The organism is Labrenzia sp. PO1 (genome assembly GCF_012273635.1).
Lineage (GTDB): Bacteria > Pseudomonadota > Alphaproteobacteria > Rhizobiales > Stappiaceae > Roseibium > Roseibium algicola.
This window is the reverse complement of the sequence record NZ_JAAXCR010000005.1, coordinates 74,635-97,283: the sequence shown is the minus strand read 5'-3', so window position 1 is coordinate 97,283 and position 22,649 is coordinate 74,635. Positions and strand designations below refer to the sequence as shown.

The 22,649-nt window shown below is 59.3% G+C and carries 18 protein-coding genes; 15 read left to right on the top strand and 3 right to left on the bottom strand.

Going from position 1 to position 22,649, the window contains the following annotated elements; translation table 11 throughout:
* The first annotated feature begins 75 nt into the window (after positions 1–75).
* Entirely contained in the window at positions 76–2,769 is a 2,694-nt protein-coding gene (locus HCG46_RS23920; RefSeq protein ID WP_286185506.1) for a cation-transporting P-type ATPase, read from the top strand.
* A gap of 9 nt (positions 2,770–2,778) precedes the next feature.
* Here HCG46_RS23920 and HCG46_RS23915 read toward each other — a convergent pair whose 3' ends face one another.
* Positions 2,779–3,408 carry a Crp/Fnr family transcriptional regulator gene (locus HCG46_RS23915; protein ID WP_205838665.1) on the bottom strand — a complete coding sequence of 210 codons (630 nt, stop codon included), beginning with the start codon at positions 3,406–3,408 and terminating at the stop codon, positions 2,779–2,781.
* Between HCG46_RS23915 and HCG46_RS23910 the strand changes: the two genes are divergently transcribed.
* A complete protein-coding gene (locus HCG46_RS23910) occupies positions 3,395–3,994 on the top strand; it encodes a hypothetical protein (protein ID WP_168687575.1) in 600 nt (199 codons plus the stop codon). The genes HCG46_RS23915 and HCG46_RS23910 overlap by 14 nt on opposite strands.
* On the opposite strand, the gene HCG46_RS28705 is transcribed toward HCG46_RS23910, so the two are convergent.
* Complete coding sequence (locus HCG46_RS28705) at positions 3,980–4,318, bottom strand: saccharopine dehydrogenase NADP-binding domain-containing protein (RefSeq protein WP_353621838.1); 339 nt, start codon at positions 4,316–4,318, stop codon at positions 3,980–3,982. The two genes, HCG46_RS23910 and HCG46_RS28705, sit on opposite strands and share 15 nt — an antisense overlap.
* Positions 4,319–4,352: 34 nt before the next feature.
* Complete coding sequence (locus tag HCG46_RS23905) at positions 4,353–4,559, bottom strand: heavy-metal-associated domain-containing protein (RefSeq protein WP_055661043.1); 207 nt, start codon at positions 4,557–4,559, stop codon at positions 4,353–4,355.
* A 161-nt stretch (positions 4,560–4,720) separates the two neighbouring features.
* Here HCG46_RS23905 and HCG46_RS23900 point away from each other — a divergent pair, with 161 nt between their 5' ends.
* The 13 genes from HCG46_RS23900 to HCG46_RS23840 all read left to right on the top strand — a co-directional run bounded on the left by HCG46_RS23900 (position 4,721) and on the right by HCG46_RS23840 (position 22,637).
* Complete coding sequence (locus HCG46_RS23900) at positions 4,721–7,228, top strand: heavy metal translocating P-type ATPase (protein ID WP_168687632.1); 2,508 nt, start codon at positions 4,721–4,723, stop codon at positions 7,226–7,228.
* Positions 7,229–7,499: 271 nt separating this feature from the next.
* The gene (locus HCG46_RS23895; RefSeq protein ID WP_205838664.1) at positions 7,500–7,823 is read left to right on the top strand and encodes a hypothetical protein; all 324 of its coding nucleotides are present in this window, start codon (positions 7,500–7,502) and stop codon (positions 7,821–7,823) included.
* A 52-nt stretch (positions 7,824–7,875) separates the two neighbouring features.
* The gene (locus tag HCG46_RS23890) at positions 7,876–8,511 is read left to right on the top strand and encodes a cytochrome c (RefSeq protein ID WP_168687630.1); all 636 of its coding nucleotides are present in this window, start codon (positions 7,876–7,878) and stop codon (positions 8,509–8,511) included.
* A gap of 3 nt (positions 8,512–8,514) precedes the next feature.
* Positions 8,515–9,405, top strand: a complete 891-nt coding sequence (locus tag HCG46_RS23885) for a cytochrome c (RefSeq protein ID WP_168687629.1) — start codon at positions 8,515–8,517, stop codon at positions 9,403–9,405.
* A gap of 20 nt (positions 9,406–9,425) precedes the next feature.
* Positions 9,426–9,914, top strand: a complete 489-nt coding sequence (locus HCG46_RS23880) for a cytochrome c (RefSeq protein ID WP_168687628.1) — start codon at positions 9,426–9,428, stop codon at positions 9,912–9,914.
* A 95-nt stretch (positions 9,915–10,009) separates the two neighbouring features.
* Positions 10,010–11,344: an MFS transporter gene (locus tag HCG46_RS23875; protein WP_168687627.1), complete on the top strand. Its 1,335-nt coding sequence runs from the start codon at positions 10,010–10,012 to the stop codon at positions 11,342–11,344.
* Positions 11,341–12,054: an ABC transporter permease gene (locus HCG46_RS23870; RefSeq protein ID WP_168687626.1), complete on the top strand. Its 714-nt coding sequence runs from the start codon at positions 11,341–11,343 to the stop codon at positions 12,052–12,054. The genes HCG46_RS23875 and HCG46_RS23870 overlap by 4 nt, the downstream gene beginning before the upstream one ends.
* Positions 12,055–12,315: 261 nt before the next feature.
* Positions 12,316–12,690 carry a hypothetical protein gene (locus HCG46_RS23865; RefSeq protein WP_168687625.1) on the top strand — a complete coding sequence of 125 codons (375 nt, stop codon included), beginning with the start codon at positions 12,316–12,318 and terminating at the stop codon, positions 12,688–12,690.
* An 86-nt stretch (positions 12,691–12,776) separates the two neighbouring features.
* Complete coding sequence (locus tag HCG46_RS23860; protein WP_168687624.1) at positions 12,777–14,978, top strand: efflux RND transporter periplasmic adaptor subunit; 2,202 nt, start codon at positions 12,777–12,779, stop codon at positions 14,976–14,978.
* Entirely contained in the window at positions 14,978–18,160 is a 3,183-nt protein-coding gene (locus tag HCG46_RS23855) for a CusA/CzcA family heavy metal efflux RND transporter (protein ID WP_168687623.1), read from the top strand. Before HCG46_RS23860 ends, HCG46_RS23855 begins: the two co-directional genes overlap by 1 nt.
* Positions 18,161–18,200: 40 nt before the next feature.
* On the top strand, positions 18,201–18,545 hold the full coding sequence (locus tag HCG46_RS23850; protein WP_023001336.1) for a copper-binding protein: 345 nt from the start codon (positions 18,201–18,203) through the stop codon (positions 18,543–18,545).
* A gap of 264 nt (positions 18,546–18,809) precedes the next feature.
* Positions 18,810–19,919, top strand: coding sequence for a hypothetical protein (locus tag HCG46_RS23845; protein WP_168687622.1), 1,110 nt, complete (start codon positions 18,810–18,812; stop codon positions 19,917–19,919).
* A 357-nt stretch (positions 19,920–20,276) separates the two neighbouring features.
* Complete coding sequence (locus HCG46_RS23840; protein ID WP_353621837.1) at positions 20,277–22,637, top strand: DNA translocase FtsK; 2,361 nt, start codon at positions 20,277–20,279, stop codon at positions 22,635–22,637.
* The last annotated feature ends 12 nt before the right edge of the window (positions 22,638–22,649 follow it).

Genomic DNA, 22,649 nt, shown 5'->3' with positions numbered 1-22,649 from the left:
TGTATTCAGCATTCTCATCTTATCCTGAACGGCCAAGTTGCCGCTGCCTCGACGGATCCATCAGCCCTGAACCGTTTGCACCAAACCAGCATCGACGCTCCCTTCGCAATCGACCCTGAAGTGGTTGCTCAGGAGCTTTCGGTTCACCCCATGGCGGGGCTTGGGGAGGATGAAGTTGTCAGGCGTCGACGGCGTTACGGCACCAACAGGTTTCGCGAGCTGAAAACCAAGAGTGCATTCGCAATCCTTGCCCATCAATTTGCGAGCATCATCGTCTGGCTTCTTGCAGCCGCCGTTTTCATGTCTCTGCTTCTGGGCGATTTCGCGGACGCGATCGCGATATCCATCGTCCTGGTTCTGAACGGTGCCATCGGGTTCTTCACCGAGTTGCGCGCGGCCCGGTCGATGGAAGCCCTGTTGCGGATCACCACGACGCACTCCCGTGTGCGCCGAGACGGCAAGGTGCTTGAGATCGAGGCAACGGCGCTGGTCCCTGGAGACATCGTGATCCTTGAGGCAGGAGACGTCGTCACGGCTGACCTTCGGCTCACGGCTGCTTCCGATCTTCATTGCGATGAGTCCCTGCTGACCGGGGAGAGCGTCCCGGTTGAAAAGCAGACTCCCAGGATGGCCGAAGAGACGGTGCTTGCCGAACGCTTCAACATGGCTTTCAGCGGAACGGCGGTCACCCAGGGGCTTGGCGAAGGCATCGTTGTTGCCACCGGCATGTCGACGGAACTTGGCCGGATCAGCGCCCTTGCGCAGCAGGCCGACGCCGAAATTTCTCCCCTAGAAAGGAGACTGGACAGGCTGGGGCAGAAACTGGTCTGGCTGACGCTGGTGCTTGCCGCGCTCACGATCATGGCAGGCATTCTCTGGGGGCATCCTCTGTCAGAGATGCTTAAAACCGGAATTGCGCTTGCGGTTGCCGCCATTCCGGAAGGTCTGCCGATCGTGGCGACGTTGTGCCTGGCCAGAGGCATGTGGCGCATGGCGGCCCGCAACGCGCTCGTCACCGAACTTTCGGCTGTAGAGACGCTGGGGGCGACGACACTGATCCTGACCGACAAGACCGGAACCTTGACGGAAAACCGGATGACGGCCGTCCGTTATCTTCTCGACAGCGCGTATATCGACATTCTGCATGAAGGCAACGGCATTCGTTTTTGTTCAGAGGGCCAGGACATCGAACCAGCGTCCACGGAGGACCTCGCAACCGCTCTCAGGATTGGTGCGCTGTGCAATTCGGCGGAATATTCAGATGCTCCGGATGAAGTACGGATCGGTGATCCGATGGAGATATCGTTGCTGGCCACTGCATCTGCCGCAGGTCTTGCAAGATCTCGTCTGCTGCAGACAATGAAGCCGGCAGAACAGTATGCTTTCACTCCACAACGCAAGATGATGGCGACGGTCCATCATGGTGACGGGCACTTTCTTTATGCCGTCAAGGGCGCTCCGGAAGCCGTCCTGAACGCGGCATCAGAGGTTCTAGGAAACGAAGGTACCCGCACCTTCACGGATGCGGACCGTGCCGCGTGGCGCGGCCGTCAGGAAGAGGCAGCCCGATGCGGCCAGCGTCTCCTCGCCCTTGCCTTCAAAACGGCAGCGACACCTTCCGAAGATCCCTATGAGGGTCTGACGCTGGTCGCACTGGTCTGCTTTCTTGATCCGATACGGGAAGACGTTCCAGGAGCGATCAGGGCCAGTCAGCAGGCGGGTGTCCGGGTTGTGATGATGACCGGTGACCATGCCGAGACCGCGGCGAAGATCGCACAGGACGCAGGTATCGGAACGTCCGGCCTGAAAGTGCTGTCCGGCCATGAGTTAAACGGGATCGACATGGCACAGGCGACGGCAGAGCAGCGCGAACAGCTCATGGCGACCGATGTCTTTGCAAGGGTGGCACCCGACACCAAGCTGAACCTGGTTTCACTCTTTCAGGATGGCGGCCATGTGGTCGCCATGACGGGCGATGGCGTCAACGACGCTCCGGCGCTCAAGAAAGCGGATATCGGCATTGCCATGGGCAAGCGCGGCACACAGGTTGCCCGTGAAGCGTCCGACATTGTCCTGAAGGACGACGACTTCGCGACGATCATCGCCGCAATGCGCCAGGGCAGGATCATTTTCGAGAATATCCGCAAGTTCGTCGTTTATCTGATGTCCTGCAACGTCAGCGAGGTGTTGATTGTGGGCATTGCGGTTGGTGTCGGCCTGCCTGTCCCGCTCCTGCCACTTCAGATCCTGTTCCTCAACCTGGTGACCGATGTCTTCCCCGCCTTTGCCTTGGGGCTCGGTAAGGGGGAAGACGGGGTGATGCAGCGCCCGCCACGGGACCCTGGTGAGCCTATCGTCGACGGGTCCCGCTGGATGTTGATCGGTTATCTTGGTTGTGCGATTACGTTTTCGACGCTTGCTGCATTTGTCATCGCGTTGTTTCTGCTTGGTCTGGAAACGGAAAGAGCCATCACGGTTACCTTTCTGACGCTGGCACTGTCACAGCTCTGGAACGTCTTCAACATGCGTGCCGCAACAGGCCCGTTCTGGAAAAGCGATGTCCTTCGCAATGGTTATGTCTGGGGTGCTATCTCGTTGTGCCTCTCACTTGTCGCAATGGCACTTCTGAATACGGATCTGTCAGCGCTTCTGGCATTGCCATGGCCAGGACTGACGGGTCTTCTGGTCGCTGGCGCGATCAGTTTTCTGCCGCTGGTTCTCGGACAGGCCTGGATAAGCCTTGCGGCACGCTACAGCGGTTCGAAGTAAGTTGAGCTTTCATGCGAGGAACTGGCTCTTACTCTTATGTCGCTTTGCGATTTCTCTGTAGAGGGCTTCTGGACTGACTGCAATCTGTCGTGCAATCTGGTGCCATTCACCCTTTGGCGGCAATGTGCCGTGCCAGGCGAGCCAGGCATCCAGACGTTCCGCGACTGTTCTGAGGGCCAGAATTTCGCTCCTCAGGCGAGTTGTCTGTACCTCCCGTGCAAGCCGTGCCGCCCAGGCTTCTGACAGTTTCGGATCAGTGCGAAAAAGGTCGAGGAAGCGCCGCTTCGAGATCCCACGTACGGTGGCATCTGATCGGACAATCGCGTCGCAGTGATAAATTGCGGCAAAAGCAGAGGCTTCAGCCACGACTGCATCTGGAAAAGCGCGTTGTAGAACGAGTGCGGCTCCCCCTGTCTGGTGGCGGACAAGCTGAATTTCACCCGCGGTCACCAGAAACAGGTTCTCCACCTTGCTGTTCTGATGGAACAGATACGCTCCCGCCGGCACTCGGCGCTCAAAGGTTCCAGACGTTTCAAAGAAGGCGGGAATATCCATCGACATGATAGCTATCATGTTCTGATTTTGGTTCCTCAGGCAAGATGGGATGCAAAGCAAAGGAGAAACCATGAGCCGGTACATTCTTGCCCTGACCGCCGCCATTGTGTGCAGCACTCCGGTTCTGGCCGAGACCCAGACCCAGACCCAGACAACGCAGCATCATGACCATTCTGCCACGCAGCATGCGGCACATGGCACCAAACCATCGTCCGCTAAGGCGGTTCCGCGTGAACCGGGGCAGTCCGCTTTCGCAGCAATTCAGGAAATCGTGGCGATCCTTGAAGCAGATCCTGAAACAGACTGGTCCAGGGTCGATATCGAAGCACTGCGGAACCATCTTGCCGACATGGACAATGTCACCTTGCGGGCAGATGTAAAATCCTTGCCGGTCGAGGATGGTTACCGGTTCACCGTGACGGGAGACGGCGATGTCACCAACTCGATCAGGCGGATGTTGACGGCCCATGCCGCCACCATGAACGGAACCCATGGTTTCCGCTATGAAGTGGCAGAAGTGCCCGGCGGCGCGATTCTGTCGGTTTACGTCAGCAAGCCTTCAGACCTGCAGAAGCTCTCGGGACTCGGGTTTATCGGCGTGATGACACTGGGAGCGCATCATCAGGAACACCATCTCGCACTGGCGTCCGGCCAGTCACCCCATCACTGACCCTGGTCGTGATTTGGGTTCAAGAGCCGAAACATATTCGGGAGACGCGGATGTATCGAGGAAAAGTCCCCCTTTCCGGACAACCGCGGCAGTAAGAGCGGGTGAGGTCGTTTCCGTGAGGTTCACGACCGCAGCGCCTTTCGGGAGCCTGTCCTCTGCCTCGTTTGCACCGAGGTCCATCTTCAGGTGCCGGACACGCTCGGTATCTGTGCCGCCTTTCCTTGAGACCAGATAAATCCTACAATCCGTGTGTTCGTTCAAGAGGTTGACCACCCGGCGACCTACGTCGCCGGGGCCGCCCAGCCGAACAATGGATGAAAACATCAGGCAATGTCCCCGGAGAAGAGGGATAAAATTCTTACGGGGTTTGCTGCAATAGTTCGGAACTGTAGCCGGCCTCCTTGAGAACGCCTGCGATTTCCTGTGCGGACCGGGCGCTCGTCACGGTCACGGTCCTGTTCGCCATGTCGAATTCGACCTGGGCAGATCCGTCCGCCTGCTCAATGGACTTGCCGATGGTTGCCTTGCAGTGACCACAGCTCATATCTGGAACGCTGAACTTCATGATTGGCTCCGTAGTTGATCGATTTTCTGTTTTTCCCGGTTCCAGCGGCTGGAGGGTCAAGAAGAAAAATGTTTGAAAAATATCTTGAACGATCCTTGACCTTCCAGTGACTGGAAGCCTCATTTGAGGGAAATCGAACAATCCATGCCGGAGTTGGACCCATGTCTGGGCAACAGAAATTTTCCTTGTCGGTTCAGGGAATGTCATGCGCATCGTGTGTCGGACGCGTCGAGCGCGGCCTGGCGGCTGTCGAAGGGCTTGAAGATGTCGGTGTGAACCTGGCAACTGAAAGTGCGCAATTTACGGCCACTGCTGACAAGATCACCGCCGTTGTCGCCAAACTGGATGATCTCGGATATCCGGCGCGAACGCAGACAGTCACGCTGACTATTCAGTCCATGTCCTGTGCCTCTTGTGTCGGACGTGTCGACAAGGCGTTGCAGGCGGTGCCCGGGGTCCTCAGTGCCAGCGTCAATCTTGCGGCCGAAACGGCAACGATCGTCTTTGCAGAAGGTGCCACAACCGTTCAGGAGCTGGTGAAGGCCAGCACGGATGCCGGCTATCCCGCAAGTCTGGCAGACGCAGGAACGTCTCAGGATCGCAGCGAGCGCAAGGCGGAAGAAGCCCGTGAGCTGGCGCGCAAGATGGCGATCGCCGCAGCCTTTGCCCTGCCCGTGTTCCTGATCGAAATGGGCGGGCATCTGATCCCCGCTTTTCACCACCTGATCGCGGTGACCATTGGTCAGCAAATGAGCTGGATCCTGCAATTCGTGCTGACGAGCGTGGTACTTTTCGGTCCGGGCCGATCTTTCTATCTGAAGGGGTTTCCGGCGCTCTTGAAGGGGGCGCCCGACATGAACAGCCTGGTGGCCGTGGGAACCGGAGCCGCCTATCTCTATTCGGTGGTTGCCACCTTCCTGCCGGATCTGGTGCCCGCCGAGGTTCGCGCCGTTTATTTCGAGGCAGCCGCCGTGATTGTCGTTCTGATCCTGCTGGGCCGTTTCCTGGAGGCCAGGGCAAAGGGGCGCACCGGCGCGGCCATCCAGAGCCTCCTCGGCCTTCAGGTCAAGTCGGCCCGGGTGCTGCGGGACGAAGAGATGGTGGAAGTGCCTATCGAAACGCTGGCCATTGGCGACATCGTCGTGGTGCGCCCAGGAGAGCGTCTCGCGGTTGACGGTGAAGTGGTCGAAGGGTTCTCCCACGTCGATGAAAGCATGATCACCGGCGAGCCCGTGCCTGTCGCGAAATCGGCTGGCAGCGCGGTGACTGGGGGCACGGTGAATGGCACCGGAGGACTTCAGTTCAAGGCAACCCGTGTCGGTTCCGATACGACCCTTTCGCAGATCATCCGCATGGTCGAGGAAGCCCAGGGCGCCAAGCTGCCGATCCAGGGGCTGGTGGACCGCATTACGCTGTGGTTCGTTCCCGCTGTCATGGCCGTTGCCGTGGCCACGGTCCTGGTGTGGCTGACATTCGGTCCGGACCCGGCATTGACACTGGCCCTTGTTGCCGGTGTGTCGGTGCTCATCATCGCGTGTCCGTGTGCCATGGGCCTTGCAACGCCGACATCGATCATGGTGGGCACCGGCAGGGCAGCCGAGATGGGCGTCCTGTTCCGCAAGGGGGACGCGCTGCAGCAGCTTGCCGACGTGGACATTGTTGCGCTGGACAAGACGGGCACCGTAACGGAGGGCCGGCCGGAACTGACCGACCTCGTCCTGGCGGACGGTTTTGAACGCTCTTTCGTTCTGTCGCGCATTGCTGCGGTTGAGGCTCGCTCTGAACATCCTGTTGCCGAGGCCATCGTACGGGCAGCGGGCAAGGAGAGCGTGGAGAGGTTCGCGGTCAGTGAGTTCAACTCCATCACCGGCCATGGTGTTTCCGCTTTTGTGAACGGTCAACGGGTGCTCGTCGGCGCTGACCGGCTGATGAAGCGCGAAGGTATTGCGACCGATGCGCTGGTGGACGAGGAGATCAGGCTCGCGACCCGTGGGCGCACAGCTCTCTATGCAGCCATTGACGGCAGAATTGCAGCTGTTGTCGGAGTTGCCGACCCGGTCAAACCATCGAGCCGGGCCGCAATTGCAGCGCTTCATGAGCTGGGTTTGAAGGTCGCGATGATCACCGGCGACAAACGGGAAACCGCCGAGGCAATTGCCGCGGAAACCGGGATCGACATCGTCATCGCGGGTGTTCTGCCCGACGGCAAGGTTGACGCCCTGACTGAACTCAAGGGTGACGAGGGCCGTATCGCCTTCGTTGGAGATGGCATCAACGATGCCCCTGCCCTCGCCCATGCCGATGTCGGTATCGCGATCGGCACAGGCACCGATGTGGCGATTGAATCCGCCGATGTCGTGCTGATGTCGGGCGATCTGAGAGGCGTCGTGAACGCTTACGAAGTGTCGCGCCGCACCATGCGCAACATCAAGGAAAACCTGTTCTGGGCATTTGCCTACAACACGGCCCTGATCCCGGTGGCCGCCGGGGCGCTTTATCCAGCCTTTGGCCTGTTGCTGTCACCCGTTCTTGCAGCAGGCGCCATGGCGTTGTCGTCGGTGTTCGTCCTCACCAATGCTTTGCGACTTCGCCGGATCGCGCCAGTGATGGATGAAGCAAGGTCCAGGGTCGCTTTCACGCCAAGTGCCGAAGCCGCGCCTGCTGAATAGGAGGGGGTGACATGAACATTGGAGAACCTTTGCGCCAGTCCGGGCTACCGACCAAGATCATACGCTGCTTTGAGGACATTGGCCTGAGTGCCCACAAGACGGCCTCGATCAAGCTTTTATGGTGCGGATCGGCAATATGCCGGCCAGAGAAGGGTTGACCGGGGCGCAGGTTCACCGGATTGTGACAGAGGTTCGGGTTCGTTGCTGGCAAACAGGATCCAGTAGGTCATTGTTGATGCGGTTGCAGTCTTGCTTTTGGACGACTTTGAAAATGCTCCTCGTGGCGGCCTTCGTTGCTGCCGGAGGATCGTTCAGTCACTCGCTTGCCGGAACTGCCCACGAACACTCACATGAAACCGCTGCCGCCTCCGGCGGCGATATTCCCCACGATCATGCTTCAAACCATTCCGATCACAATGTGGCAGATCATGAAACCGTGCATTGTGGGGCCTATTTGCTGGCGTTGACGGATGACGAGCATCTGAGCATCCCTGACGTCATCGAAGACAGCGTCCGCGATACCGTGGTGTCCAATGTGTCCCGGGTGTGGAAGATTGATCCGCCTCCCCCGCGACCGGCTCCTTTATCCGTTTGAAATCGCTTGAGGCGAAATATCCGCCACGCAATCTGGATACAGGACAAGATCAATGAAACTTACGGTTATATCAGTGACTGGCGCGCTGTTGCTTGCAGGCGTTGCCGGCGCCTTTGCACATGGTGGGGCGTCCGGAATCGTCAAGGAACGCATGGACGCGATGGATGAGATGGGCGACGTGATGAAGTCGCTGACTGCCATCATGCGTGGAGAAAAGGACTATGATGCGGACGCAGTGCGTGAGGGCGCTGCGGTTATCCAGTCCCATTCCGGCGAGGCCCTGACCAAGCTGTTCCCGGAACACAGCATCGAAGGCCCATCGGAGGCGAAACCGGAAATCTGGACCGATTGGGAACAATTCTCTGAGCTCGCAAAACAGCTGGACGTTTTTGCAGCAGGACTTGGCGCAGCGGCCGAAAACGGCCTGGCACACGGCAAGGGCGGTGCAGGTATGACGGGTCAGTCGGGCATGATGGGGCAAGACACCATGATGGGTGGAAATTCCATGATGTCCCAGGGTGGTATGATGGGCTCCGGAGGAATGATGGGGTCGGGTGGCATGATGGGGAACGCCGGTCACATGGCCGATCCCGAAATGCTGGCCCAGATGCCTGCGGACGGGCTTTTCAACATGGTCGCGCAGACCTGTTCGGCCTGTCACTCAAAATTCAGGGTCGAGAAAAACTGATCGATGCGCCTCTGGCTCATTGTTGCGATCGTTGCTCCCGCGTTGGCGGGAGCGGCGTTCGCCGTGCTTTACCTCTGGCCTGTCGACAAGCCCGAACGGATCGAAGTCCTTGCCGGCGATCCGGGCCGCGGCGCCTATCTTGCCAGGATGTCGGGATGTATCGCCTGCCATACCAATACGGAAGGTGGCGGGAAACCTCTGGCTGGCGGTGTCAGGCTGCCGACGGACTTCGGCACGTTCTATTCGCCCAACCTGACGACGGATCCGGATCACGGCATTGGAAACTGGAACTTGCAGGATTTTGCAGCGGCGGTGCGACAGGGTATTTCGCCGGAAGGAGAGCCCTACTATCCGTCGTTTCCCTATCCGTTTTACGGTTCCTTGAGCGACCAGGATATCGCGGACCTGTGGGCAGCCTTCAAGACGGTTCCCCCCGTTGCTGAAGCATCGACACCACATGACATGTTGCCGCCATTCAATCTCAGAATGGGTCTGAAACTCTGGCGCGGACTGTTTTACACGCCGGAGACATTCGACCCGGATCCTGCGCGCTCTGATCTGTGGAACAGGGGCAAGTTCATTGTTGAGGGACCGGCTCATTGCGGCGCTTGCCACACCCCTAGAAATGCCGCTGGTGCACGTCAGGCGGAATTGGCTCTGCATGGCGCCAGCGAACTGCCTGACGGCGGCAAGTCTCCACCCATCACGAGTGCCGAGCTGAAGAGGCAGGGCTGGACGTTAAGTTCTCTGCAGTATGCGCTCAAAACCGGGATCATGCCCGATGGGGATGTCTTTGGCGGCTCCATGGGCGAGGTCGTGCGCGACGGCACAGCTTTCCTGTCCGAAGAGGACAGGGAAGCAATCGCAACCTTTCTCCTGGAGAGGGACGGCTGACCGTGTGAAGGAGAGAAACCATGAGAAGCCGCATCTTGCTCGGCGCACTTTCTGCGGCAGTGGTGATTGTCGTCGCCAGTGCCATTTTCTTCCTGGCACCCCCCGATGTTGACGAAAGTGTCGTCCGGCTGAAGCCGGGCGACCTCAAGCTTGTGAGTTTGGGAGCAGACATTTACGCGCAGAATTGCGCAGCATGCCACGGAGACGACCTGAAAGGAGAGCGCGACTGGATGGACGCCAATCCGGACGGTTCCCTGAAGGCCCCGCCGCACGACGAAACCGGGCACACCTGGCATCATCAGGACGACCTGCTGTTCCGTATCACGAAGCTTGGCACCGCGAAGGCAGTTGGCCTTGAGAATTTCAATTCGAACATGCCGGTGTTCGAAGGAGTGCTGACAGATACCGAAATCATCGCCGTCCTGTCCTGGATCAAGGCACAGTGGCCGCAGGAAATTCGTGAAAGGCATGACCTCATCAATGCGCAAGGAGGAGCCCCATCGTCTTGAAGGCCGTGCGTTTTCGCCATACGGCTATGAAGCATTGCGGTTGCGGCACAGGTTCGATCGCAAGGCGCGGTGAAGCTGGACGGCTGGAGAGTTAAGTGATTTCGGTACTTGCCAATCAAACCTACCGCCATCTTTTTTTCGCGCAGGTCATCGCGTTGTTCGGCACAGGTCTGATGACGGTTGGCCTGGCGCTGCTGGCCTTCGATCTTGCAGGCGATGAGGCTGGCGCCGTTCTGGGAACAGCCCTTGCGATCAAGATGATTGTCTACGTCGGCATCAGCCCGATTGCTGCCGCTTATGCGAGCCGGTTTCCGCGTCGGATGTTTCTCGTCACGTTGGATATCGTCCGGGCTCTGACCGCGGTGGCCCTGCCCTTCGTTGACGAGATTTGGCAGATCTACGTTCTGATCGCCCTGTTGCAAACCGCGTCCGCGGCCTTCACCCCTGCCTTCCAGGCCAGCATTCCCGATATCCTTCCGGATGAAAAGGACTACACGAGTGCCTTGTCGCTATCGCGCATGGCGTATGATCTTGAAAACCTTCTCAGCCCGATGATTGCAGCCGTCCTGGTTGGCCTTGTCGGCTTCCACTGGTTGTTCGGTGGTACCGTTGCCGGCTTCCTGTTCTCTGCCGGGTTGATCCTGACCATTCGGCTCGTCTCGCCGCAGGCCGACGCGGAAGAGCCCGCGTTCCGAAGAACCGTCAAGGGCCTGCAGATCTATCTGAAGACACCACGCCTGAGAGGATTGCTGGCCCTCAATCTCGCGGTTGCCGCTTCGGGGGCCATGGTGATCGTCAACGGTGTCGTCATCGTGAAATCGTACCTTGGTCTCGATGACACCGACCTGGCCTTGTCGATGGCGGCCTATGGCGGAGGCTCCATGGTTGTCGCGTTGACGCTGCCAAAGCTTCTTGCAAGCCGTTCCGAACGGTTCGTCATGCTCGCCGGCGGAGCATTGCTTCCCGTTTCATTGCTGATATTCGCGGGCCTGTTGGCGGTCCTGCCGGAGCCTTTCGTTTGGCCAGCCCTGCTGCTGGTCTGGTTTGCCATGGGGGCAGGCATGTCGGCGGTGCTCGTGCCCTCTGGACGGCTTCTCAAAAATTCCGCCCATCCCCAGGACCGTCCATTGGTTTTCGCTGCGCAATTTGCTCTTTCGCACGGTTGCTGGCTGATTGCCTATCCGCTTGCCGGCTGGCTTGGAGCAAATTCCTCGATGTCTGTGACAATGGTCGTTCTCGCCGGTTTGGCTGTGCTTGGCTGGGTTGTGGCCGGCAAGTCCTGGCCTGCAGACGATCACAGTATTCTCGACCATGCGCACCCCGACCTGCCGGCAAACCACCCACATCTTGCCAAAGCGCATGGAAAACGACACGCACATGCGTTCGTGATCGACAGTCTTCACCACACCTGGCCGGATCGCCAGCCATGATGGATCTTCTCATCTCCTGGCAACGCTGGATCTATGGCGATGTGCGGGCTTCGTTGCTGGAATTCAGCCAGTCGGGGGATTTCTGGCTTCTTGTGAGCATGATCGGGACAGGGGTGCTGTTCGGCGCCATTCACGCTTTGACGCCCGGGCACGGAAAGACGATCCTGGCTAGCTATGTCGCCGGAGCCAGAAGCAGCTTCGCCCGTGCATTTTCGGTCTCGACACTTCTGGCGGCAACACATGTGCTCACAGCCGTTCTGATCGCCTTCTTTGCCTCCCAGCTTGTGGAAAGATCCTTTGTTGGTGGCGGCCGGGCCCCGGCCCTCGAGTTGATCAGCCGCCTCACGCTGATCGGTATCGGCGCATGGCTTTTTGTCCGGGCAATCCGCTCAAGGCCGGGCAGGAAGCGAGCCGAAGGCTTCTGGGTGGCCCTTACAGCCGGTCTCGTACCGTGTCCTTTGACATTGTTTGTCGTGGTGGCAGCCCTGTCGCAAGGCGAACCGGGGGCGGGTCTGATGTTCGCGGCATCAATGCTTGTCGGCATTGCCTTTACGCTTTGTGCAGTGGCAGGATTGGCGGTTTTCGGCCAACGCCTGTTTCTCGATGTCGCTCTCAGGAACGGCGCGACCCTCAGCGTGGTTTCCCGAGCGCTCGATGCGACTGCCGGAATTCTCATTATCCTTTTCGCTGGTATCCAATTGCTTGAATAGACGCGACCCTGTTCAGATCCGCATCAATCTCCCAGACGCAAACGAAAAATTGAAGGGTCGGCGCTCATATTCGCTTCTGCTTCGGCCCCGCCAGGCGTATTTAGGTCTCAGGTTGACTTGTGATCGGATGAACTATCGCAGAACCGTACGTTTCACGGTTCCAGATCAAGAACGGAAATTTATTAACCGCCCATCGAAGGTATGCTCAACAGCACCTATCAGGCACTTGTATTTGTGCTGGACTGGATTATATCGCGCAACATGACCCGACCTGTGCATCACATCAGCAGACTGGCCGCGACGATCCTGTTCGCGATTGCCCTGCTGTTTGCCGGGTTTGCACCGGCTCACCAGGCGATGATGGCTCCTGGAGAACATGTTGCGGTCAACGCCGGCATGCCGTGTGAAACGATGATGGGTCATGCCTCGGCAATGATGGGCGATGAAATGCCGGACGACGGACAGGTGAAATTCGACCTGTGCTGCGGCGGTGCGTTGTGCGCTGCCGATACGGTTCGCGATAGCCAGGAAATGGCACTGGGTTTTGCCCAGGCCCTCGCCTTCACACAGTTGCCGCCTGATGCCCTGCACGTCTCGGACACCACCCTTCCCGAACGACCTCCCCGCCTCCTCTGAAAACATCGTTCCTCCGCAGATTTTCGCGGAGCCAGAAGTGATGGACATGCCTTCGGCAAACAGCCGCTGGCAACTCAGAGGTTACTATGCGTGGACGTTATACCGCGCTCAGCATCATCGCCCTTGCCGCAGGTGTGGCAGGCGGGGTGTTTCTTGAGCGCCTTTATCTGAACCCGGGCGACGGCAATGCGTCGGGGGGACCAGAAATTCTCTATTGGGTCGCCCCCATGGACCCGAACTTCCGCCAGCCCGGGCCCGGCAAGTCGCCGATGGGAATGGACCTGATACCGGTTTATGCCGGACAGGAACCTTCCGCTGATCCGGCTGAAGTCAACCTGTCGGCGGCCGAGGTCAACGCCATCGGTGTACGTACCGCTTTGGCCCGTGTTGGTGAAATCTCCCGGCAAATCGAAACGGTCGGCTTCGTTGGTTACGACGAACATCTGACCAGTCATGTTCACACCCGGGTGGACGGCTGGATCGAGACGCTGAACATTCGCGCCGTTGGCGACCGGGTGAAAAAGGGCGAAGTGCTGTTCGAGCTGTTTTCGCCCGAATTCGGCATTGCCAGCTTCGATTTCCTGCGCTCGCTTTCGAACGGCAACGGTCTGTCCCTGGAGGCTGCCCGCAACAAGCTGCGCAGCCATGGGGCTTCAGAGGAGCAGATTGCCGAGATCGAGGCAGACGGCAAGGTCGCCCGCAGGATCAAGGTGGTCGCGCCGCGCGACGGGGTCGTTATTGCCCTTGCTGCCGCCGACGGCATGTTCCTGCAGCCCGGCGCTCAGGCCATGTCCATCACGGATCTCGACAAGGTTTGGCTGATTGTGGATGTCTTCGAGCGCGACATCGCGCGTTTGACGGAAGACATGCGTGCGATCGCCCGCTTCGAACATCTGCCGGGACGGACATTCGAAGGCCAGATCGATTACATTTACCCGGAACTCGATCCAAAAACGCGAACCCTGCCTGTCAGGCTCCTGTTCGACAACGCCGAAGGTCTGTTGCGGCCGAACATGTTCGGCAACGTCAGGCTGTTTCCAAACGAGACCCGCACTGCCGTCACCATTCCTTCCGAAGCCGTTATCCGGACGGGAACAGCGGAGCGTGTTGTCATCAAGGTCGGCGAAGGCACTTTCAAGCCAAGGCTGATCACCACCGGATTGCGCGACAATTTTGGAGAAAACGGGCGCACGGAGGTTGTTCAGGGGCTTGAGCCCGGTGAAGAGGTTGTTGCTTCGGCCCAGTTCCTGATCGACAGCGAAAGCGCGCTCAATGCGGGCTTGATGCGCATGGCGCCGACGAACGAGGTTCCTGCGCGCGGAACCGGTGAACTGGTCGCGCTCGACCGCGAAGCCCGGCTTGCAACCATCCGCCACGACAGTCTGGAAAGTCTCGACTGGCCCGCGATGACAACACGTTTTCCTGTTGCGGCGTCCATCCCTCTCGACCGGTTGAGCGAAGGCCAGCAGGTTTCCTTTAAGGCAGCGCGCGGCGCTGATGGCCTGCTGGGGTTGATCGAGCTCGGGTCAGACGACGGCATTGCAGCCACGGGGTCGGGAACCGTTCTTGCTGTTACAAGCGACGGCAAACTGACGATGGAACATGGTCCGATCCCGGATCTCGGCTGGCCCGCCATGCAAATGGACCTGGATGTCTCGGGCTTCGATCCGCAGTCGGTTCCGGTGAATGTTCCGGTCGAATTCGACCTCGCCAAGGGCGACGGCGGTCTCTTCTCGATCGTGGCAGTAAGGCAGCCGGGCGTTGCCGAGGATCCGTCGGCAGAGCAGGCCGAGGAAGTTGCCGACGACGCGCAAGCAGAAGTCGCACCCATCGTGGTGTCGGGAACGATCAACTCGATCGATACCGAAAACGCGAAGGCTACAATCACCCATGGCCCCATTGCCGAAATCGGCATGCCTGGCATGACCATGGCATTCGCGGTGGACGAGACCCTGGATCTGGATGCCCTGCCAGTCGGCACGGAAACCACGCTCACCTTTTCAAGGCCGGACGGAATGACAATGGTCCTGGCAAAGGTAGAGCCGGTCACCCCGCCGATGGAAGTCCGCGGCACCATCAACGCCCTTGATCGGGATGCAGGCACGGCCAACATCACTCACGGACCGATGGCAGAGATAGGCATGCCGGGCATGACCATGGATTTTGCCGTTGATCAGGCAGTTGCCCTTGGTGATTTGCCACTGGATCAGGAGGTAACACTCTTGCTCCAGCGCAATCCGGATTTCTCCATGACATTGGTCGGCGTTCGGCGTGAGGAGGGTTTGTGATGATTGCCGCAATCATTCGTGCCTCCATCGCCAACCGCGTGATCATGCTGGCAATCGCCGCCATGATCGCCGTCGCCGGTATCTGGGCAATCCGCGAAACGCCCGTCGATGCAATCCCGGATCTTTCGGACGTTCAGGTCATCGTGCGCACGCCCTACGCCGGCCAGGCGCCTCAGGTGGTGGAGGACCAGGTCACATTCCCCATCGCCACGGCGATGCTTGCCGTGCCAGGAGCCAGTGATGTGCGCGGTTTTTCCTTCTTTGGCGATAGCTACGTCTACATCGTTTTCGAGGACGGCACCGATCTTTACTGGGCCAGAACCCGTGTTCTGGAATACCTCGGTCAGATCGCTGCAAACCTGCCTGAAGATGTTTCACCACAGCTTGGCCCCGATGCGACGGGTGTCGGCTGGATTTACCAGTACGCCCTGATAGACCGCACCGGCAACCATGACCTTGCCCAACTGCGTGCCCTTCAGGACTGGTTCCTGAAATACGAACTTCAGACCGTCGACGGCGTGTCGGAAGTCGCCACGATCGGCGGCATGGTGAAGCAATACCAGGTGGTCGTGGACCCCAATAAACTCAGAGCCTACGACATAACGTTGGCGCAGATCCGAGGCGCCATTCAAGCCGCGAACCGGGAAACCGGCGGCAGCGTGATCGAGATGGGCGAAGCCGAATTCATGGTGCGCTCGACCGGTTACGTCGATGAGCTTGCCGATCTTGCCAAGGCGCCGTTGATGGTCAACGACCGGGGTGCACCGCTGACGCTCGGAGACGTTGCCGACATTCGACTCGGGCCGGAAATGCGCCGTGGTGTCGGTGAATTCGGCGGCGAAGGCGATGCCGTCGGCGGGGTTGTGATCCTGCGCTGGGGCGGCAACGCGCTGGCAGCCATCAAGGCAGTCGAAGCACGGATCGGCGAACTGCGCAGCAGCCTGCCCGAAGGAGTGGAGATCGTCACGACCTACGACCGCTCCGGCGTTATCGAACGTGCGATCGACAATCTTCAGACAAAGCTGACCGAAGAATTCATCGTTGTCGTTCTGGTCTGCGCGGCGTTCCTCCTGCACTTGCGCTCGTCGCTCGTCATCCTGTTTTCCCTGCCTCTCGGCATTGCGGCTGCCTTCATCATCATGAAGCTGCAGGGCGTGAATGCGAACATCATGTCGCTTGGCGGCATCGCCATCGCTATCGGCGCGATGGTGGATGCGGCGATCGTCATGATCGAGGCGATGCACCGTCGGCTGGAACATGAAAAACTGACCGCGGAGAACCGCTGGCGGATCGTGGGAGAATGTGCCTCGGAAGTGGGCCCTGCCCTCTTCTTCTCCCTGGCGATCATCACCGTCAGCTTCCTGCCGGTGTTCGTTCTGGAAAGCCAGGAAGGCAGGCTCTTCAAGCCGTTGGCCTTCACCAAGACCTACGCCATGGCGGCCGCGGCCATACTCTCCATCACGCTGGTTCCGGTGCTGATGGGGTACTTTGTCCGCGGGCGAATTCTTGCGGAGAACAAGAACCCGCTCAACCGGATTGTCATCTGGCTCTACCGCCCCTTTCTGGATGCAGCCGTTGCCTGGCCCTGGGCAACGACCATTCTGGCGGGTGTCCTGGTCGCCTCCATGTGGTGGCCCCTTCAGAGGATCGGCACGGAATTCATGCCAGCCCTCAACGAAGGTGACTTCCTTTACATGCCGACGCTTTATCCCGGCGTTTCCATCGGCAAGGCGCGTGAGGTTCTTCAGCAGTCCGACCGTCTCATCGCCACCGTACCGGAAGTAAAGACGGTCCACGGCAAGCTGGGCCGTGCCGATACGGCGACAGACCCTGCCCCGCTGACGATGATCGAGACGACCATCCAGCTGAAGCCGCGCGCCGAGTGGCGGGAGGGCATGACGATGGACCGGATCCGGGATGAGCTGGATCAGGCCGTCCAGATACCGGGCGTCACCAACGTGTGGATCCAGCCGATCAAGAACCGCATCGACATGCTGGCAACCGGCATCAAGACCCCTGTCGGGGTCAAGATCACCGGGGCCGATCTTGGCGTCATCGAAAAGATCGGCATTGAAGTCGAAAACGCGGTCGCAGGAATTGACGGCACGGCATCGGCCTACGCCGAGCGGCCCGTCGGGGGACGCTTCATCGAGATCGACGTCGACCGGGAGGCGGCTGCCCGCTTCATGATGAGCGTGCGGGACATCCAGGACGTCGTGCAGACCGCGATTGGCGGCATGCAGGTATCGGAGTCCGTCGAAGGTCTGGAGCGCTTTCCCATCAACCTCCGCTATCCGCAGGACTGGCGCAACAGTCCAGAGCGCTTGCGGGAACTTCCGGTGGTCACGCCGTCCGGTGCCCATATTCCGCTCGGTGCCCTGGCAGAGGTCAGCGTTGTCGACGGACCAGGCATGATCCGGTCTGAAAACGCCCGGCGTACCGGGTTCGTCTTCATCGACATCACCGGCCGAGACCTGGGCGGCTACGTTGATGAAGCTCGCAGGACGGTAGCGGAGAAGGTGCAATTGCCGCCCGGCTATTCGATCGCCTGGTCGGGCCAGTATGAGTACATCGAACGCATGCAGGAACGCCTGAAGCTGGTGGCTCCGGCGACCTTGCTGATCATCACGCTCATGCTGTTCATGGCGTTCAACCGGGTCATTGAAGTCGGCATCATCCTTGCCGCGCTTCCCGTGGCACTGGCCGGAGGTGTGTGGTTCCTCTGGTACCTGGATTTCGACATGTCGGTCGCGGTGATCGTCGGCTTCATCGCCCTTGCCGGCGTTGCGGTCGAGACAGCCATCGTGATGCTGCTCTACCTCAACCTGGCCTGGGAAAAACGCAAGAAGCTTGCGGCCGCCGAGGCCCGCTCCCTGACGGTTGTCGACGTCGAGGAAGTGGTTTTCGAAGGTGCGCTTTTGCGCGTGCGGCCAAAGGTGATGACCGTTGCGACGATCTTTGCCGGGCTGATCCCGATCATGTACGGCGACGGCACGGGCTCGGAAATCATGCAGCGGATCGCAGCCCCCATGGTTGGTGGCATGGCAACCGCCACCCTTCTGACCCTCTTCGTCATTCCCGCCATTTTCACGATCTGGAAGCGGCTTGCTCTCTCGCGGGTCAACCGTGAGCTGAGCACAGCCACCCCGGACATCAAAGGTGCGGTGCAGCCGGCCGAATGATTTTGCAACTCACAAACAAACCCCAAGAAAGGCAACTGAAATGAAGACCCTCATCCTCGCAGCGTTCCTGTCCATGGCGGCCACCCCGGCTGTCCTTGCCCAGTCGTCGCATAGCGGCATGGATCATTCCAACATGCCCATGACCGCCGAACAGATGGACGGGGCGGTCCACGCCAATGCCGTCGTCAACTCCATCGGCGACGGGACTGCAAACGTCAGCCACGATCCGATTCCGGAAATCGGCTGGCCGGCCATGACGATGGATCTGCCCCTTCTGGAAGGCGCAGAGATGTCGGATGATCTCACCCCGGGCGACAGCGTGATCCTGATGCTGGTGAAAGGCGACGACGGCATGTATGCCATCGGCGGAATGATGCCGAAGTAAGATTTCGGACAAACGGCAGCAGCCCATGACACCTGCCTCGGGCTGCTGCCAATACCTTTCCGCCTTCCCCAAATAGGGGTTGGTGAAATACGCAATTCCGTTTTCCTCTGATGCCGGTTCAGAAGGCAACAAAGACATCGGGCTTGATGAGACTGGGACAAGAGAGCGATCGTTCTCTTGTCCTGATTTTTCAGGCTCTCTTTAATGGCTTTGTTGTTTTCTCGTTTGACCGACGTTCAGGTCTCACCGGTTCAGGGAAAAGAAATGAAAAAGTCTTTGGGGCGGATTTTTGCCGCACATGGTTGGCGGGTGGCGGCGTTCGCGGTTGTTGCCTTTTTTGCATTGTCGCCAGTTGCAGCCCGGGCAGAAAGCATGACGTTCGAAAACGTCTGCAAGGGCAACAACGCGGCGTCCTGTTATGTGCGAGCCGAAGGGCAGATTACCGCGGAAACGCCCGCGCTCTTTTCCAGCTACCTGAAGAATGAGCATTCAGACGGCAACAAGGTTCTGCTGCACAGCCCCGGCGGCAGTCTGATTGCCGGCCTGGAACTGGGAGAGCTGATCCGTGCCAGGGGAATGGAGACGGAAATCGGCATCTGGAAGTCCGAGGGCACATTCGGGGACACAGTAGACGGCGGCTACTGCATGAGCGCCTGTTCCTACGCGTTCCTGGGGGGTGAAGTCAGACGTATTCCAGACGGCAACCGTCTGGGCTTCCACCAGTTCTACCTGTCCGGAGAGAGGGCTGGCCAGGTGCCGTCCAGTCAGGTGGACCAGGCACTGATGTCCGCGCAGGAATTGTCCAGCCGGATTGTACGTTACCTTCTGGAAATGGGAATCGATGCTCGCATCTTCGTTCTTGGCACGGGTGCGAAACCGGACGACATGTTCGTTCCCGATGCGGCACAGCTTGAGGAATTTGCCCTTGTCACGCCGGAAGGGTTCGGGGCGTTCTTTCTGGAGCCCTACAAGCAGGGTCTGGTGGCAGCAAGCAAGCGCAAGAGCGCCACGCGCCTTTATGATCTCGCGAGCCAGTTTTCCAGCTATTGCCGCAAGAACAAGCCCTACGTCCTGATCACGACCGATGGTGGTATTCTGAACCCTGATAACCTGCCGACGACAAGCATAAACATGTTCTCAAAAGGACGTGGCATCACAGCGACAGCCACCAAGGATATCCTTCGGGTTGTCGGTGACAGCAGCGTCGAGGTCGAAATCAACGACAAGGTTGTTGAACTGCTGTCGGTTACCGAGCGGATCGAGTTCAGCCTGTTTCTTGGAATGTCGTCCGGTGGCGAGGTGCGCGGGGCGATCGATCTGAGCGACATGGACCGCAAGATCATCGCCGCCAGCTTCCGTTTTTGCATCGGCTAGGAGGGTGAGCCCGACAAAAAGGCTCATCACATAAACGCGACATCGTTGAACTGCCATCAAGGTGTTGTTTTCAGCGCATTTTCGCCGAATTTTGAATGTCTGACGGTCTATCGGAGGTGGCTCAAAGGTCGAGAATGACAGGGATTGGATAGAGACTGTTAACCTTATTTTCCTACATCTCTCCCAAAGGCGTTCAACCCGAAACACTAGTCTTCTTTGTCCATGCGTATTTCCCGGAAGAATTTCTCACTTTCGAATTCGAACGATGCCGGCCAGCCAGCTTCAACCGATGATTCCAGTCGGAAAGCGCAGGGCGAAAACCCGCTCGGGCAACCCGCCGCCACAGATGGTGAACGGGTGGCTGAGGCGCGCCGGTTGCCACATGTTGCAGGCAATCCGCAGCAGCAGACAGGAGATGGAAACCAGGGGGTGGAAACCCCTTCGGACGAATCCTGCCAGAGCTATTTCTACCTTGCACCCAACGTTCGCTTCACCCGGACGCCAGACCGCGGTTCAAAGCAGCGATCTGCACCGGTAGAAAACGCGAGCGAAGTCAGCGCCAGTGAAACTGTACCCCCGGTCGAGGTAGAGCCCGTTGCGCAGCAACCTCTGGTCACGCCAAACCCCTCCCCTGTTATGCCCGCAACCATGCCAGTTGCACAGGTGATTGGTCAGCCCGCCGATAGTGGAACTGTGAATGTGCAGGCGCCTGCCAATGACGCGCATTCTTCCACGGCGCACCTTGGTTTCCTGTCCGATCACGCCTTCTTTGAATTCATGTCCGACGACACCATCACTCCGCAGCCGGCTGCAGAAGTGCCTGCGCAGAGGGTCGTGGAGCCGGTACGAGCCGTGAGGACGGTTTACGAGGAGGTGCCTGTCGCGGGACACGTGGCGCGGCCACCGGAGGGAATCGTGTCGCTGTACAAGGTCGTGGAATGCAACGGTTCTGCATCCCCCACGCCTGCACCTTCCTCTTCCAGACCGATTGCCGCAAGGCCAGCAAACCCGTCTCCGCAGCCGGCCGGCCAAAGGCCGGCAGCACAGCAAAACCCGGAAGGCAATCAGGACGCTACCGGTCGGTCACGAGTGTCGATTTCGATGCCAAGCCCCACACCCCGGTCCTTGTCCTCCAGCACGCATGCTCTGCCGCCGATCGGTGCGGGATCAGGTCAACAGTCGCTGTTCGGCAGCTACGAGTTTCCGTCCGGCGATCTGCTGCAACTGCCGCAGGATGGTCCGGGCTTCCAGATGACGCAGGAGCAACTGGAACGGAATGCGGGGCTTCTGGAAAGCGTTCTGGAAGACTTCAAGGTGCGCGGCGAGATCATCCACGTGCGCCCCGGGCCTGTGGTCACCCTTTACGAGTTCGAACCGGCCCCGGGCATCAAGTCCTCACGCATCGTCAACCTCGCCGATGACATTGCCCGTTCCATGTCGGCCATCTCCGCTCGTGTTGCGGTCGTTCCGGGCCGGAACGTCATCGGGATCGAGCTGCCGAATACGGAGCGTGAAACCGTCTACTTCCGCGAATTGATCGATTCGACCAACTTCCGCGCGACCAGCTGCAAGCTTGCGCTTAGCCTCGGCAAGACGATTGGCGGGGAGCCGGTTGTTGCCGATCTTGCGAAGATGCCGCATCTGCTGGTCGCCGGAACGACCGGCTCGGGCAAGTCGGTTGCCATCAACACGATGATCCTGTCGCTGCTCTACCGTCTGAAGCCGGAAGAGTGCCGCTTGATCATGGTAGATCCGAAGATGCTGGAACTGTCCATCTACGACGACATTCCGCACCTGCTGACGCCTGTCGTCACCGATCCGAAAAAGGCCGTGACAGCTCTCAAATGGGCCGTGCGCGAAATGGAGGATCGCTACAGGAAGATGGCACGGCTTGGCGTGCGCAACATCAACGGTTTCAACCAGCGTGCCGCCGCTGCAAGTCAGAAGGGCGAACCGGTTATCGTGTCCGTGCAAACCGGGTTCGACCGCGATACGGGGGAACCGGTCTACGAGCAGCAGGAAATGGACCTCGCTCCGATGCCGTACATCGTCATCATCGTTGACGAGATGGCGGATCTGATGATGGTCGCCGGCAAGGAGATCGAAGGCGCTATCCAGCGTCTGGCGCAGATGGCCCGCGCCGCAGGCATTCATCTCATCATGGCGACACAGCGCCCTTCGGTCGACGTGATCACCGGCACGATCAAGGCAAACTTCCCGACCCGGATTTCCTTCCAGGTCACCTCGAAGATCGACAGCCGCACGATCCTCGGCGAGCAGGGTGCGGAACAGCTGCTCGGCATGGGCGACATGCTGCATATGTCGGGTGGCGGACGTATCAACCGTGTCCATGGCGCCTTCGTCTCGGACGAGGAAGTCGAACAGGTCGTCGCCCACCTGAAAAGCCAGGGTCGGCCCGCGTACCTTGAAACCGTGACCGCGGAAGAAGAGGAAGAGCTGGAAGAAGAGGAAGCTGTCTTCGACAAGGGTGCGATCGCGTCCGAAGACGGTGATGACCTCTACGACAAGGCGGTGAAGATCGTCCTGCGCGACAAGCGCTGCTCAACCTCGTATATCCAGCGCCGCCTCGGCATCGGGTACAACCGTGCGGCTACCCTGGTCGAGAAAATGGAAAACGAAGGCCTTGTCGGTGCGCCCAACCACGTCGGGAAGCGCGAGATCCTGGCCGGCAAGAGAGAGCAGCCGAGCGAAGAATAGGTACGCAGTACG